Source organism: Brevibacterium sp., from assembly GCF_031179145.1.
Lineage (GTDB): Bacteria > Actinomycetota > Actinomycetes > Actinomycetales > Brevibacteriaceae > Brevibacterium.
On sequence record NZ_JAPSIB010000014.1, the window covers coordinates 22,268 to 38,084 of the forward strand.

Here is a 15,817-nt window from a genome sequence, read left to right on the forward strand (position 1 = left end):
ATATCACGGGTCCACGGGAACACCTCCCGTGGACCCGACTTGTATGAGAGGGAACACAATGACTGCACTGTCATCCCAGCCAGGCGCCCGAACGGGTGCCGGATCCACCTCGGCGATCCCGAGGGACCTTGCCGACGAAGAGGTCGACGAGTGGCTCGAGTCCTGGGAAGGGCTCGTCAACGAGCGCGGCACCCTGCGCGCGAGCGAGATCATGGAGGCGCTGCGGCGCCGGGCCTCGACCCATTCGGTGTCGCAGCCCAAGGTCACGACCACCGACTACGTCAACACGATTCCCGCCGACCAGGAGCCGGAGTACCCCGGCGACGAACGGATCGAGCGCAAGTACCGCAAGTGGCTGCGCTGGAACGCAGCCATGCTCGTCCACCGGGCCCAGCGCCCCGAGATCTCCGTGGGCGGTCATATCTCCACGTACGCGGGAGCCGCGACACTCTACGAGATCGGCTTCAACAACTTCTTCCGCGGCCAGGATCACCCCGGCGGCGGCGACCAGGTGTTCTTCCAGGGCCATGCCTCTCCCGGCATGTACTCCCGCGCATTCCTCGAGGGCCGGCTCAGCGCCGAGCAGCTCGACGGCTTCCGCCAGGAGGCCTCGAAGGCCCCCAACGGACTGAGCTCCTACCCGCACCCGCGGCTGATGCCGGAGTTCTGGCAGTTCCCGACGGTCTCGATGGGTCTGGGCCCGATCAACGCGATCTACCAGGCGCAGATGAACCGCTACCTGCACAACCGCGGCATCAAGGACACCGCCGACCAGCGCGTGTGGGCGTTCCTCGGCGACGGCGAGATGGATGAGCCGGAGTCGCGCGGTGCGCTCCAGCTGGCCGCCAACGAAGGCCTCGACAACCTCACCTTCGTCGTCAACTGCAACCTCCAGCGTCTCGACGGGCCGGTGCGCGGCAACGGCAAGATCGTGCAGGAGCTCGAAGCCGTGTTCACCGGCGCCGGATGGAACGTCATCAAGGTGCTGTGGGGACGCGAATGGGACTCGCTCCTGGCCGCGGACCGCACCGGTGAGCTCGTGCGGATCATGAATGAGACTCTCGACGGCGACTACCAGACCTTCAAGGCGGAGTCCGGCGGATTCATCCGTGACAACTTCTTCGGCCGCTCCCCGGTCACGAAGGGTCTCGTCGAGCACCTGTCCGACGACCAGATCTGGAACCTCAAGCGCGGCGGCCATGACTACCACAAGGTCTACGCCGCCTACCAGCACGCGGTGAACACGGCGGGCAAGCCCACCGTCGTCCTGGTCCAGACAGTCAAGGGCTACGGACTGGGCACCAGCTTCGAATCGCGCAATGCGACGCACCAGATGAAGAAGTTCACCGCCGCGGACATCAAGGTCTTCCGCGACCGGATGGACATCCCGATCACCGACAAGGTCATCGACGAGGATCCCTACGCCGTTCCCTACTACCACCCGGGGTTCGAGTCCGAAGAGATCGAGTACATGCTCGAGAAGCGCAGGGAGCTGGGCGGATTCCTGCCCAACCGCAAGCCCGAGCGCTCGCGCGCCACCCTCCCGGCGGTCAGCGACAAGGCGTTCTCGCAGACGAAGAAGGGCTCGGGGCAGCAGCAGGCCGCCACCACCATGGCCTTCGTGCGTCTGCTCAAGGACCTCATGCGCGAGAAGGGGATCGGTCAGCGCATCGTGCCGATCATCCCCGACGAGGCGCGGACCTTCGGCATCGATGCGTTCTTCCCGACCGCGAAGATCTACAACCCGAATGGGCAGAACTACCTCGCCGTCGACCGCGAGCTGTTCCTCTCCTACAAGGAGGCCGCTTCGGGTCAGCTGCTCCATGTGGGCATCAACGAGGCAGGCGCCGCGGCGGGCTTCACCGCCGCCGGTTCCGCGTACTCGACCCACGGCGAGCCGATGATCCCGATCTACGTGTTCTACTCGATGTTCGGATTCCAGCGCACCGGCGACGCCTTCTGGGCGGCAGCCGACCAGATGACGCGCGGCTTCATCATCGGCGCCACCGCAGGTCGGACCACCCTGACCGGTGAGGGGCTCCAGCACGCCGACGGCCACTCGCCGGTGCTCGCCGCGACCAACCCCGCCATGCGCATCTACGATCCGGCCTTCGGCTACGAGATCGGCCACATCATGCGTGACGGTCTGCACCGGATGTACGGTGAGCACGACCTCGGCGACGACGCTCGCAACGTCATGTACTACATCACCGTGTACAACGAGCCGATGCTCCAGCCTCCCGAGCCCGAGGACGTCGACGTCGACGGCATCCTCCGCGGCATCCACCGGGTCGCCGAGGCGACTCTGGGCTCCGGTCCGAAGGCGCAGCTGCTCGCCTCCGGGGTTGCCGTGCCGTGGGCTCTCGAGGCCCGCAGCATCCTCGCCCAGGAATGGGGCATCGACGCCGCTGTGTGGTCGGTGACCTCGTGGGCAGAGCTGCGTCGCGATGCGCTGGCCTGCGAAGCGGAGAAGTTGGAGAACTTCGAGGCCGAGCCTCGGGTTCCCTACGTGAGCCAGCGTCTGGGGGCGGAGCCGGGGCCGATCGTCGCGACCTCCGACTTCGAGTCGACTCAGCCGGATCTGCTGCGGCCGTTCCTCAAGCAGGACTTCGCGACCCTCGGCGCCGACGGATTCGGTTTCTCCGACACCCGTGCCGCTGCCCGTCGTCACTTCAAGATCGACGCGCACTCCATGGTGGTCCGCACCCTGCAGCTGCTCGCCGACCGTGGCGAGATCGAGCGCTGGGTGCCCGTCGAGGCGGCGAAGCGCTACCGTCTGAACGACGTCAACGCCGGAACCTCGGGCGCCGCCGGAGGCGACTCCTGAGCCACTGAGGCGCCGAGGTGCTGAGGGGGCTCCCGAGGTGCTGAGGCGCCGTTCGGCATGACTGAGGCCGGCTCACCGCGAGATGTTCGCGGTGGGCCGGCCTCAGTCGTCGGTGCGGACGGTCGCACTCGGGGGCGTCTGGCTCAGGGCTGGAATCGTGCTCGGCCAGCGCTCAGCCAGAGTTGTGTGCACTTCGTTTCGGCGGTCGGCAACCTGTGTGCATTTCGGTTCGAAATGAGCGTGAGAATCGAAACTAAGTGCACACTGTTTGTCTCTCGCCGAGGCGAAGTCCGGGCGTTCCCCGCTGGTCCTAGGCGCCGCCGTTCATTTCGCGTGAGATCTGCTCGGCGGCCTCGCGCAGCATGGGAATCGCGCGGTCGGCGAATGCCTGATCGACGCGGCTGATCGGTCCCGATACCGAGATCGCCAGGGGCGCGGGAGCATCCGGGATCGACATGGCGAAGCAGCGTACGCCCAACTCCTGCTCCTGCTCGTCGATCGAGTAGCCGCGTTCGCGGATCCGTTCGAGTTCGGCTTCGAGTTCCTCGATCGTGCCGATGCTGTATTCGGTCGGCGTGGGCATCCCCGCGGTGGTGACGATGCTGCGGACCTGTTCGGGTTCCAGCTGGGCGAGGATCGCCTTGCCGACGCCCGTGTCGTGCATATGGGTGCGGCGGCCCACCTCGGTGAACATCCGCATCTGCCGCTGTGAGGAGACCTGATCAACGTAGACGACCATGTCGCCGTCGAGGGTCGCGACGTTCGCACTCTCACCCAGTTCCTGCACGAGGGTGCGCAGGTAGGGGCGGGCGATCGCGCCGAGCTGCTGCCCGGCGAGGTTGCCGAGTCTCACCAGGCCGGGTCCGAGCGCATAGCCGCGGTTGGGCAGCTGTCGGACCACGCCGAGGTTGACGAGGGTGTTGAGGAGCCGGTGGATCGTGGGAAGGGGAAGGTTCGCCTCGGCGGCGATGTGGCTCAGCGTCGCGCTGCCGGAGGAGTTGGCGATGCAGTCGAGGAGGCCGAAGGCGCGTTCCACGGACTGGACACCGCCCTTGGTCTGACGGATCGCTGGGGTTACCGTTGCTTTGGTGGACATCCGAGTTCCTCTTCCTCAATCGGTGTGAAATCTGGACCGTCTCAACGCTGAGCCGGTGTGGAAAGCCTCCGTCGCCCTCCACGGCGGGCAGTGCGGGGCCGGCTGGTCAAACGGGGACCTCACGGTCCTCATGCACCGGCGGCGCACGGATCGGGGTCTTGCACTGAAGGCCTCGGCGGACGAATCTTATCGACAAGTCTAGTCGCAAAAATGGAAGAAAGTTTCCGTAGAGGCGGATTTCCGTGTGGATTTTCCACTATACAGAAGGTAGTATCCATCATACGGAAAAGACTTATCAGAGAGGATATCTTCCATGGCTGCTCCAAGTCCCGGATACTCAATCACTCTTCGAGTGGACACGGCGGTCGGCCAGGCGTCGTCGTCGGACCTCGTTGCCGCTGTCGCTGCCACCGGTGCCGTCGTCACCGCGCTCGACGTCGTGGAATCAACCCCCAAGTCGGTCGAAATCGACGTCAGCGCCGACACCCGCGACGTCGCCCACGCCGAAGAGGTTGCCTCTGAGCTGAGCAAGCTCTCAGGCGTCGAGGTCAAGAAGGTCTCCGACCGGACCTTCCTCCTCCACCTCGGCGGCAAGCTGGAGTCGACTCCGAAGGTGCCTCTGCGCAACCGGGACGACCTCTCCCGCGCCTACACTCCAGGTGTGGCCCGTGTCTGCCGCGCGATCGCGGAGAACAAGGCCGACGCCCGCCGTCTCACCATCAAGCGCAACACCGTCGCCGTCGTCACCGACGGCACCGCCGTGCTCGGCCTCGGCGACATCGGTCCCGAAGCGGCCATGCCCGTGATGGAGGGCAAGGCCGTTCTGTTCAAGCAGTTCGCCGGCGTCGACGCCTGGCCGGTCGCGCTCGACACCAAGGACACCGAGGAGATCATCGCCATCTGCAAGGCGATCGCCCCGGCTTACGGTGGCATCAACCTCGAGGACATCTCGGCACCGCGCTGCTTCGAGATCGAACGTCGCCTCCGCGACGAACTCGACATCCCCGTCTTCCACGACGACCAGCACGGAACCGGCATCGTCACCCTGGCTGCGCTGAAGAATGCGCTCAAGGTCGTCAACAAGAAGATCGAGGACGTGCGCATCGTCGTCTCCGGCGTCGGCGCCGCGGGCAACGCGATCATCCAGCTCCTCCAGGTCGCCGGCGCGAAGCACATCGTCGCCTGCGGCCGCGACGGCGCCATCGGCCCGAATTCGAACGTGAACACCGAGCAGAAGAAGTGGCTGCAGGAGAACACGAACCCCGAAGGCTTCGAGGGCTCGCTCAAGGAAGCCATGGTCGGCGCCGACGTGTTCGTCGGAGTCTCGGCGCCCAATGTCCTCGACGGAGACGACATCAAGGCGATGAACAAGGACGCGCTGGTCTTCGCGATGGCGAACCCGGACCCCGAGGTCGACCCCGCCGAGGCCCTCAAGTACGCCGCCGTCGTCGCGACCGGACGCAGCGACTACCCGAACCAGATCAACAACGTGCTCGCGTTCCCGGGAATCTTCCGCGGTCTCCTCGACGCCGAAGCCACGGACATCAACGAGGACATCATGGTCGCAGCCGCGGACGCGATCGCCTCCTGCATCCCGGAGGAGGACCTCCACCCGGGATATGTCGTCCCGTCTGTGTTCGACCCCGAAGTCGCCACGAAGGTCGCAGCAGCAGTCAAAGCTGTCTCCTCCTCCTCTTGAGACGCTGGCCGGCCTCCTTCGGAGGCCGGTCCTTTGTCTTCTCCCATCCCCGTCGCCGAGGTGGTCGGCCCGTAGGTGGACACCGCCCGTGCCGTCGCAGCCGGGGTCACGCTCGTCGTGTGACGCCGGCCAGGCCGCGACGGGTTGGGAGACAATGGGTCGAGAGACCGTCGATGAATCGCCACTCGAGTGCTGTGGCCCGTCCGTGCTACGAAAGTGAATGTGAAATTGAATCAGTCAACGCTCGACGAAATCGATGCTCTCCTGGGAGCAACGGATGAGATGTTGAGCAGCCGTTATCCAGGTGACCGCGACGTCCGCCAGCCCGTGCACACCGTGTACGCCCCGGCGCATCTGTCGAGCCCGACTCTGCCTCGGGAGTGGGGTGAGCGAGCACTGTCGTTCGTCGATGAGAACGGCGGCATGGTGCAGTTGGCCGAGAGGGTCATCGTCGCCGCCCGCAAGGAAGCCGGGTCGGCTGCGAGCCAGGCGCACCTGAGCCTGCACCAGGTGGCCCGGGAGGCCGAGCTGCTGGCCCAGGCAGTGACGGAGAAGCTCAAGACGGAACCGATCGAGGACCTGCGGCTGGACTTCGAGGACGGCTTCGGGCATCAGGGTGACGAGGCTGAGGACAGGTGGGCCTCCGAGGCCGGCCGCATCGCGATCGCCGCGCTGGCCGGGCCGACGGCACCGGCATTCATCGGAATCCGCTTCAAATGCCTCGAAGCGGACACCCGGGCACGTGGGCTGCGCACTCTCGACCTGTTCCTGGCCGCGGTCATCGAGGCGCACGGTTCACTGCCTGCACAGCTCGTACTGACTCTGCCGAAGGTGAGCACGGTCGACCAGGTCAAGGCGATGGTCATCGCGTGCCGTGCGCTCGAGGCCGAACACGGTCTGCCCACCGGTTCGATCACCTTCGAGGTCCAGGTCGAGACCCCGCAGATCATCCTCGGCGCCGACGGCACCGTGCCGGTGGCCTCCGCACTCCAGGCCGGGGACGGGCGGATCACCTCCCTGCACTACGGCACCTACGACTACTCGGCCTCCCTCGGGGTCGCCGCCGCCTACCAGGCGATGGACCATCCGGTCGCCGACTTCGCGAAGAACCAGATGATGCTGGCCGTCGCGGGTACCGGAGTCCACCTCTCCGACGGCTCGACGAACATCCTGCCGCTGGGTGAGCCCGAGGAGATCCAGCGCGCCTGGAGCCTGCATGCGGGACTGGTCCGCCGGCACCTCCGCCAGGGCATCTACCAGGGCTGGGACCTGCACCCGCACCAGCTTCCGACGCGTTTCCTCGCCACCTTCCGCTTCTACCGGGAAGGCTTGGAGGTCGCGGCGAAGCGTCTGCGCAACTACGTGCACAAAGAGGACTCGTCCGTCCTCGATGAGCCGGCGACCGCGAAGGCACTCGCCCGCTACCTCACCCGCGGGCTGTCCTGCGGCGCCCACGTCGAGGACGATGTCTGCGAGCGCGCGAACGTCCCGGTCGATGTCCTCAAGAGCATTGCCCGCACCGGCAAGCCCGAGTGATCTGAGCCCTGCCGAGAACGTGAGAACCACCGTCGATTCGAAGGAGAAGTGACCACATGACAATCACAACCGATCCCTACACCTACTGGGCGCCCACTGGCGGGCATCCGCCGCAGTCGGATCTGCTCACGGACCGGGCGATCGTCACCGAGGCCTACACCGTGATCCCGCGCGGCGTGCTGCGCGACATCGTCACCTCGGCACTGCCCGAGTGGACCGAGACCCGCTCGTGGGTGCTGAACAAGCCGGTCTCCGGGGGAGCGGTGACGTTCTCGCAGACCATCCTCGAAGTCGCCCCCGGCGGCGGTGCCGACAAGCCTGAACCGCAGCCCGAGGTCGAGGGATTCATCTTCCTCATGGCAGGCGAGGTCGACATCACCCACGAGGGGCAGACACACCACCTGACTCCGGGCGGATTCGCGTTCCTGCCCGCCGGCTCGAACTGGAGCCTGAAGTCGTCCGGCGACGAGGCGGCTCGGTTCCATTGGATCCGCAAGCGCTACCAGCCCGTCGCGGGTCTGGTTCCCGAAGCCGCATTCGGCAACGAGGCCGACGTCGAGCCGTCGCCGATGCCCGGCACGGAAAGCCGCTGGCGCACCACCCGACCGCTGGACCCGGCGAACCTGGCCTATGACATGCACGTCAACATCGTCACGTTCGAGCCCGGAGCGGTGATCCCCTTCGCCGAGACCCACGAGATGGAGCATGGCCTCTACGTGCTCGAGGGCAAGGCCGTCTACCGCGTCAACGGCGACTGGGTCGAGGTCCAAGAGGGTGATTTCATCTCGATGCGCGCCTTCTGCCCGCAGGCCTGCTACGCCGGTGGGCCGGGACGCTTCCGCTACCTGCTCTACAAAGACGTCAACCGTCAGGTCGAACTCTGAGCAGGAGGTCTGCGGTCTGAGCGCTGCGGTTGTGAGCGCCGCAGTCTGAGGCCGCACTCCGAGTGCTCGGAGTGAAGCACGGATGAGAAGTGCCCAGGTGCTGGAGATCCAGCGCCTGTGCACTTCTCGTCGGTCTGCCGACCGGTAGCCGGTCCGACCGACCGGCCAGCCGCCGGTCCGACCGACCGGCCGTCTGCCGATCAGACCAGATCAGATCAACTGCAGCGTGCGAGCCGTGTATTCGGAGAGCTCCTTGAGCAGGGCTTCGTCCTCGGCCAGGCTGTAGCCGTGCGAGGGGATCATATCCTTGAGCGTCGGCGTCCAGGTCTCGTACTGGCGCGGGAAGCAGGTCTTGAGCAGGTTGAGCATGATCGACACCGCCGTCGACGCACCTGGTGAGGCGCCGAGCAGAGCGGCGATCGAGCCGTCGGCCGAGGATACGAGCTCGGTTCCGAAGCCGAGGACGCCGCCCTTCTTGGGGTCGCGCTTCATCACCTGAACGCGCTGCCCGGCGTGGATGAGCTCCCAGTCGGCCGGGTTGACCTCGGGGATGAACTCATTCATGGCCGCGTAGCGCGCGGACTTCGACGCCACAACCTCGCCGAGGAGGTAGGTGACGAGGTCGACGTTGTCCTTGGCCACGTTGAGCATGGTCGGCAGGTTGTTGCCGCGGACCGAGAACGGAAGGTCGGTGAAGCGTCCGCCCTTGAGGAACTTCGGGGAGAACCCGGCGTAGGGGCCGAACAGCAGGTAGTTCTTCCCGTCGACGACACGGGTGTCGAGGTGGGGCACCGACATCGCCGGGGCTCCGAAGGAGGCCTGTCCGTAGACCTTGGCGTGGTGGCGGTCGACGAGCTCCTGCTTCGAGGTCCGCAGGAACATGCCCGAGACGGGGAAGCCGCCGTAGCCGCGTCCCTCCGGAATGCCCGATTTCTGCAGCAGCGGCAGAGCTCCGCCGCCGGCGCCGACGAAGACGAACTTGGCGTTGACCTTGTGGGTCTCGCGGGAGAGCAGGTCCTTGACCGTGACGAGCCAGCCGTCGGAGGAGCGCTCGAGGTCGGTGACCTGATGACCGGTGCGGACGGAGGCGCCTTTGTCGGCGACGTGGCTGAGCAGCTGGCGGGAGAGGGAGCCGAAGTCGACGTCCGTGCCGATCTGCATGCGGGAGATGCCGTTGACCTGGCCGGGTCCGCGCCCGTCGAACATCAGGGGCAGCCACTCGGCCTGGGTCGCCGGGTCGTCGGTGAACTCCATGTCGGAGAAGAGCGGGTTGCGGACCATCTGCTCGCGCCGGTTCTTGATGTAGGCGCGGCCCTTCTCACCTCGGCCGTAGCTGATGTGGGGCACCGGGTGGATGAAGTTCCGCGGGTCCGCGAGGACGCCGTTGTCGACGAGGTGCGACCAGTACTGGCGGGAGTGGTGGAACTGCTCGTTGATCTCCGAGGCCTTGGCGAGGTCGATGTGACCGTTCTCGTCCTCGGGGGTGTAGTTGAGTTCGCACAGCGCGGCGTGGCCGGTGCCGGCGTTGTTCCAGGGATCCGAGCTCTCCTTGGCGACGTAGTCGAGCTTTTCGTAGACCCGGATCTCCCAATCGGGCTGAAGTTCGGTCAGCATGGCCCCCAAAGTGGAGCTCATGATGCCGCTGCCGATCAAGACAACGTCGACCTTTTCCTGCGCTGAGGGCATTTCGACTCTCATTTCTCGTCACTGACTTGAAGTTCTGACTCAAACACTACTCTCCGGCAACCGGGAACCCGAACCCGGGCAGGGGCGACCTCGCGGACTGGAGACCATTATCACAGATGGTTCTTCGCCGGAGCGGTGCGAGAAGTGAGGTGCATCACTGTGCGGCCGTGGGGCGCTCCGCGACGGCAGCGTTCGTCGCCGAGGCGGCAGCCGCCAAGGGACCGTGCGCCCGAGCGCGGCGCTGTGTAACCATTGACACATGTCGAACCGTTTCTCGCTCCGTTCAGCATTGGCTGAGTTCCCCGCCTACGTTCCCGGGAAACCACCGGCCGGCGCACCGGGACTGACCCCCTACAAGCTCTCCTCGAACGAGCATCACCTCCCACCCCTGTCCGGGATCCTCGACGTCGTCGCCGAGGCCGCGCAGGTTCCCGCTGCGTATCCTGACCCGAAGTCGACGAAGCTCGTCGCCGACATCGCCGCCTACGCCGACGTCGACGTCTCCGAGGTGGTGCCCGGCGCCGGCGCCTCCGAAGTGCTCTCGGCCCTGACGAACATCACGCTCGAAGCCGGGACCTCCGTGGTCTACCCCTGGCCGTCGTTCGAGATGTACCCGATCCTCGCCTCGGCGCGGGGTGCCGAGAAGCGCGCGGTTCCGCTCCTGCCCGACGGTCGTCACGACTTCCAGGGCATGGCGGTGGAGATCGACGACACGACTCGGTTGGTCCTGCTGTGCTCGCCGAACAACCCGACTGGTCCCTCGATCCGCCGCGAGGAGTTCGAGGGATTCATGGCCGAGGTCCCGCCCCACGTCATCGTCGCCCTCGACGAGGCGTACTGGGAGTTCGCGACCGACGCCGAGGCGGTCGAGGGAGTGGCCGCGTACCGTCGGCACCCGAACCTCGTGGTCGTCCGCACCTTCTCCAAGGCCCATGGCCTCGCCGGGCTGCGGGTCGGCTACGGGATCGCCGATCCCGAGATCGCGGGTGGACTGCGGCAGGTCATCGCCCCCTTCAGCGTCACCGCTGGAGCTCAGGCGGCTGCACGGGAATCCCTGGCCCGGGTCGACGAGGTGCTCGTGCGGGCGAAGGAGATCGCCGCCACCCGTGACCAGTTCGCTCAGGATCTGCGCGACCTCGGGTACCCCGTGCCCGATGCCCAGGGCAACTATGTGTGGGTGACACTCGAGGCGGACGCGGCGGAGGCTTTCGAGGACGCGTGCGCCGCTCAGGCGGTGGCGATCAGAAGGCTGAGCGGGGGTGTGCGCATCAGCATCGGCCCTGATGAGGCGCTCGAGCGAGTGAAGGCTGTGGCGGCCGAGCTGCGTGACGCCGGTGTCCTGGGCGCCGGTGGGGACGTCGGCCGGTGAGCTCCTCCGCACTGCCCCTCGTTGACCTGGACGCCCTCGCCGAGGTGCTCAGCCCGGGCGCCCTTGTCACCGAGGCTGACGTCGTCGCCTCCTACTCCTTCGACAAGGCGCTGTTCTGCCCGGTCGGCACCGCCCTGGCCCTGATCCGCGCGCAGTCGGTCGATGACGTGGTGGAGACGATGCGCTTTGCCACCGAGCATCGGATCCCCGTCGTCACTCAGGGGACGCGGACCGGACTGTCGGGTGCCGCCAACGCCGTCGACGGCTGCCTGCTGCTCAACGTGGCGAAGATGAATGAGATCGTCTCCATCGACCCCGTCGAGCAGACCTGCCAGGTGCAGCCGGGCGTCATCAACCTCGAGCTCAAGAACGCGTTGGTCGAATACGGCCTGTCCTACCCGCCGGACCCGGGATCGGTCGCGATCTCGACGATCGGCGGGAACGTGGCGACGAACGCCGGCGGTATGTGCTGCGTGAAGTACGGGGTGACCAAGGACTACGTGCGCGGCATGACCGTGGTGCTCGCCGATGGAACGGTGACGAAGCTGGGCAGGTCGACGGCGAAGGGAGTGGCGGGGCTCGATCTGGCGTCCCTCTTCGTCGGCTCGGAGGGGACCCTCGGGGTCATCGTCGAGATCACCCTCGCCCTGCGAGCGACGATGCCACCGGCGATCACGGCGGTCGGGATCTTCGCCGATACGGAGTCCGCCGGCCACACCGTGGCCGAGTACATGGCCTCGGGCGCGGCACCCTCGATGCTCGAGCTCCTCGACGGGGCCACAATCCGTGCCATCAACGGCTACGGCGACTTCGGGCTGCCCGACGCCGCGGGTGCGCTGCTGCTGGTCCAATCGAATGCGCCGGGACAGTCGGCGGTCGCCGAACTCGAGGCCTTCCAGGAGATCGCTGAGCGCAACGGCGGCCTCGAGGTCCACTTCTCCGACGACCCCGCCGACAGCGAACTGCTCGTCGCGGCCCGCCGCGCCGTGTCTCCGGCGCTGGAGCGGCACGCGCACTCGATCGGCGGGGGAGAGCTCATCGACGACGTCTGCGTACCCCGCTCCCGCCTCGGCGAGTTCTTCGCGAAGCTCGCGGTCATCGACGCCAGATACGACGTCGAGATCCTCACCGCCGGTCACGCCGGGGACGGGAACATGCACCCGACGGTGATCTTCGACGCCCGCGACGAGGCGATGGTCGCCCAGGCGCAGTCGGCGTTCGCCGAGATCATGCAGCTGGGCCTCGACCTCGGCGGCACGATCACGGGCGAGCACGGCGTCGGCTACCTCAAGCGCGAATGGCTGCGACGCGAGCTCGACGAGGGCGCCTCGCTCATGCACGAACGCATCCGCGCAGCCCTCGACCCGCTGGGGATCCTCAACCCCGGCAAGGTGTTCGCCTGACGTCGGCAACGTGTCACCGACCGAACCGACGGGGAATGTCTCACCAGGTGAACCGGCGGGCGATACCGGCGATGTCCCCCGGCCCGGTCCGGCAGCAGCCGCCGATGAGCAGTGCGCCCAACTGAGCCCAGTCCTCGAGCGGGAACGTCACAGTCCCGTCGCCGAGGTGGCCCGCCGACCCGCCGCTCCACTCCATGGCCTCGGCGTCATACACCTCACCGGAATTCGGGTAGGCGATGAGCGGGAGATCGGTGGCGCTCGCCAGCGCGTGCAGGGCCGGAGTGACAAGGGAAGGCGACACGCAGTTGACGCCCACCGCGTGGATCGAATCATGCCCGGAGACAGCCTCGGCGAGGGTGCCCAGAGGAGTGCCATCGGCGAGGTGCTCACCGTCGGCGAGGGTCACACTCAGCCAGGCCGGGATGCCGCGCTCGCCGGCCAGGGTGCACAGGACCTCGATCTCGGCCAGATTCGGCTGGGTCTCGATCGCCAGCAGATCGACCCCGGCGGCCATGAGGGCCTCGATCCGGGGACGGTGGAAGTCGGCGAACTCGGTGGGTGTCAGTGAATAGGCGCCGGTGTATTCGGCTCCGTCGCCCAGCGCTGCGCCGTAGGGGCCGACGGAACCGGCGATGAGGACATTCGTCGCTGCGTTTTCGGTGGAGGACCCTGCCTCGGCGTCGGAGTGCGCCTCGGACTCGGACCTCGCACGCGCCTCGGCGGCCACCTCGACGCTGCGCACGATGAGGGCGCGGCCCTCATCCGGGGACATCCCCAGGGCCGCGAACCCGAGCGGCGTCGCCTGGTAGCTTCCTGTGGTGATGATCCGGGCACCGGCGCGGATGTAGTCGCGGTGCACTTCGGCGATGGTGTCGGGGTCGTCGCGCAACAGACCCGCCGACCACAGCTCATGGCTGAGTTCGACGCCACGGGCCTCGAGCGCGGTGCCCAGGGCCCCGTCGATGACGAGGGGCACGTCCGTGGCGATCGCACGGTTGAGCATCTGGGTGAAGGTCACTGTCATCGTCATCCTCTGCGGCGGTGGTCTGTCCGGTCCCAGTTAAGCTTGTCCGGTGACCCGAATCGAATCTCCCGCACCATCTGAGACGAGCGCACCCGCGCCCTCACCCTCCGCACCGTCTTCATTCGACTCCTCATCCCCGGGACCTGCGTCGATGGCGGCAGCGTCGTCCGAGGCGCCCGTCAACGACAGGTCGCAGTTCGGATTCGAGGTCGGCACCCGGCTCGAGACGGGTGGTCGCACCGGTGTCATCCACACCCCGCATGGGGACATCCGGACCCCGGCGTTCATTCCGGTCGGAACGAAGGCCACCGTCAAGGCGGTGCGTCCCGAGGAGATGGCCGAGCTCGGCGGGCAGGCGGTGCTCGCCAACGCCTACCACCTCTACCTCCAGCCCGGTTCGGACCTCATCGACGAAGCCGGCGGACTGGGGAAGTTCATGAACTGGCCGGGGCCGACCTTCACGGACTCGGGCGGATTCCAGGTGATGAGCCTCGGCGCCGGGTTCAAGAAGGTCATCTCGATGGAGTCCACGGGGGAGCAGAACGACGACCTCATCGCCGCGGGCAAGGACCGTCTCTCCCGCGTCGACGACGACGGGGTGACGTTCAAATCGCACCTGGACGGGACCATGCACCGGTTCACCCCGGAGGTCTCGATGCGCGTTCAGCACGAGCTCGGCGCCGACATCATGTTCGCCTTCGACGAGCTCACGACGCTCGTCAACACCCGCGGCTACCAGGAGACGTCCCTGGAGCGGACCCGGCTGTGGGCGATCCGCTGCATCGAGGAGCACAGGCGCCTCACCGCCGAGCGCTCCCACCGCCCCTATCAGGCGCTCTTCGGGGTGCTGCAGGGCGCGCAGTACGAGGACCTGAGGCGCAAGGCCGCCCGGGATCTGGGTGCGATGGACTTCGACGGGTTCGGGATCGGCGGGGCGCTGGAGAAGGAGAACCTCGGCACGATCATCACCTGGGTCTGTGAGGAGCTGCCGGAGAACAAGCCGCGTCACCTGCTCGGCATCTCCGAGCCCGACGACCTGTTCGAAGCGATCAGGACGGGTGCGGACACCTTCGACTGCGTCTCACCGTCGCGGGTCGCCCGCAATGCCGCCGTGTACTCGAAGGACGGCCGCTACAACATCTCGGGTGCGAAGTACCGTCGCGACTTCTCGCCGATCGACCCCGAATGCAGCTGCTACACCTGCTGCAACTACTCGCGGGCGTACCTGCGGCATCTGTACAAGGCGAAGGAGATGCTGTTCTCCACCCTGTGCACGATCCACAACGAGCACTTCATCGTCGGCCTCGTCGCAGATATCCGCCAGGCAATGGAGGACGGCCGCTTCGAGGAGCTCGAAGCGGAGGTGCTGGGTCGCTACTACGCGAAGCAGGTCTGAGCCCGGCCGGGACGCAAGGTCCATCACAAATGGTGCTGTACATCTGTTCCGGAACAGATGTATAGCACCATTTGTGATGACGATTCCGGCGAGGGCTACCTCGCGGCTTCGAGCTCGTAGCTCGGTTCGTGCTTCTTCACCAGCGTGATGACGCGGTAGGTGACCGGCAGCAGGATCACCTCGACGGCGACCTTGTAGACGAAGCCGACGATGACGTAGTTGACGAAGCTCATTCCGGGGATGACTCCGGCGAACGCGATGGTGCAGAAGATGATGGTGTCCGCGAATTCGCCCACGCCCGTCGAGGTCAGCAGGCGGACCCAGAGCTTCTGCTCGCCCATGCGCTTCTTCACCGCGACGAGCACGTAGGAATTGAGGAGCTGGCCGACGAAGTATCCGACCAACGATGCAGCGACGATCCGCGGATAGAAGCCGAGGACGGCCTCGAAGGCGTCCTGGTTCTCATAGCCGGGCCCCGGGGGCGAGATGAGGACGAGCCAGAACACGAAGGTGGCGAGGATCTGCAGAGCGAAGCCAGTGATCACGGCCTTGCGGGCCGCTTTGAAACCATAGACTTCGCTGATCACGTCGCCGAGGATGTAGGCGATGGGGAAGAGGAACGCACCGCCGTCGGTGACGATCGGGCCGAAGCCGATGACCTTGGTGGCCGAGATGTTGGAGATGATGAGGACCGCGCAGAAGATCGCGAGGATGACTGCGTAGTAGCGACCGCGCGAGGAGGCGAAGGCAGCGAGGCGATGGCCCGCGCCCGCGGCCTGGTCTGCTGTGGCCTCGGGGTGTCCATCCGTGACGGAAGGCGTTGAGGAGGCCGGAGGAGCGTCGGGGGAGTTTACCGCCGGATCGTCGTCACGACCCGGCGTCCCAGGCACGTGATCG

11 protein-coding genes are annotated in these 15,817 nt (G+C 66.6%); 7 read left to right on the plus strand and 4 right to left on the minus strand.

Annotation, left to right across the window (positions count from 1 at the left end; genetic code table 11):
• Window positions 1–58: 58 nt before the first annotated feature.
• The gene (gene aceE / locus RIT73_RS11135) at window positions 59–2,827 is read left to right on the plus strand and encodes a pyruvate dehydrogenase (acetyl-transferring), homodimeric type (protein ID WP_309132149.1); all 2,769 of its coding nucleotides are present in this window, start codon (window positions 59–61) and stop codon (window positions 2,825–2,827) included.
• A 310-nt stretch (window positions 2,828–3,137) separates the two neighbouring features.
• Here aceE and RIT73_RS11140 read toward each other — a convergent pair whose 3' ends face one another.
• Window positions 3,138–3,923, minus strand: coding sequence for an IclR family transcriptional regulator (locus tag RIT73_RS11140; protein WP_309132150.1), 786 nt, complete (start codon window positions 3,921–3,923; stop codon window positions 3,138–3,140).
• Window positions 3,924–4,236: 313 nt separating this feature from the next.
• Here RIT73_RS11140 and RIT73_RS11145 point away from each other — a divergent pair, with 313 nt between their 5' ends.
• From RIT73_RS11145 to RIT73_RS11155, 3 genes are all read left to right on the plus strand, one after another.
• On the plus strand, window positions 4,237–5,622 hold the full coding sequence (locus RIT73_RS11145) for an NAD-dependent malic enzyme (RefSeq protein WP_309132151.1): 1,386 nt from the start codon (window positions 4,237–4,239) through the stop codon (window positions 5,620–5,622).
• A gap of 282 nt (window positions 5,623–5,904) precedes the next feature.
• Complete coding sequence (locus RIT73_RS11150) at window positions 5,905–7,158, plus strand: DUF6986 family protein (RefSeq protein ID WP_309132152.1); 1,254 nt, start codon at window positions 5,905–5,907, stop codon at window positions 7,156–7,158.
• Between the two features lie 56 nt (window positions 7,159–7,214).
• Entirely contained in the window at window positions 7,215–8,042 is an 828-nt protein-coding gene (locus tag RIT73_RS11155) for a bifunctional allantoicase/(S)-ureidoglycine aminohydrolase (protein WP_309132153.1), read from the plus strand.
• A gap of 210 nt (window positions 8,043–8,252) precedes the next feature.
• Here the strand turns inward: RIT73_RS11155 and mqo are convergent, their stop codons facing one another.
• Window positions 8,253–9,728, minus strand: a complete 1,476-nt coding sequence (gene mqo / locus RIT73_RS11160) for a malate dehydrogenase (quinone) (protein ID WP_309132154.1) — start codon at window positions 9,726–9,728, stop codon at window positions 8,253–8,255.
• Window positions 9,729–9,987: 259 nt separating this feature from the next.
• On the opposite strand from mqo, the gene RIT73_RS11165 reads away from it, so the two are divergent.
• Window positions 9,988–11,097 (plus strand): aminotransferase class I/II-fold pyridoxal phosphate-dependent enzyme, encoded by a 1,110-nt coding sequence (locus RIT73_RS11165; protein ID WP_309132155.1) that lies wholly within the window; start codon window positions 9,988–9,990, stop codon window positions 11,095–11,097.
• Window positions 11,094–12,500 carry an FAD-linked oxidase C-terminal domain-containing protein gene (locus RIT73_RS11170; RefSeq protein ID WP_309132156.1) on the plus strand — a complete coding sequence of 469 codons (1,407 nt, stop codon included), beginning with the start codon at window positions 11,094–11,096 and terminating at the stop codon, window positions 12,498–12,500. Before RIT73_RS11165 ends, RIT73_RS11170 begins: the two co-directional genes overlap by 4 nt.
• A gap of 40 nt (window positions 12,501–12,540) precedes the next feature.
• Here the strand turns inward: RIT73_RS11170 and mmuM are convergent, their stop codons facing one another.
• Window positions 12,541–13,524 (minus strand): homocysteine S-methyltransferase, encoded by a 984-nt coding sequence (mmuM, locus tag RIT73_RS11175; RefSeq protein ID WP_309132157.1) that lies wholly within the window; start codon window positions 13,522–13,524, stop codon window positions 12,541–12,543.
• A 151-nt stretch (window positions 13,525–13,675) separates the two neighbouring features.
• On the opposite strand from mmuM, the gene tgt reads away from it, so the two are divergent.
• Window positions 13,676–14,920 (plus strand): tRNA guanosine(34) transglycosylase Tgt, encoded by a 1,245-nt coding sequence (gene tgt, locus RIT73_RS11180; RefSeq protein ID WP_309132158.1) that lies wholly within the window; start codon window positions 13,676–13,678, stop codon window positions 14,918–14,920.
• A 95-nt stretch (window positions 14,921–15,015) separates the two neighbouring features.
• Here the strand turns inward: tgt and RIT73_RS11185 are convergent, their stop codons facing one another.
• A complete protein-coding gene (locus RIT73_RS11185) occupies window positions 15,016–15,810 on the minus strand; it encodes a queuosine precursor transporter (protein WP_375295004.1) in 795 nt (264 codons plus the stop codon).
• Between the last annotated feature and the right edge of the window lie 7 nt (window positions 15,811–15,817).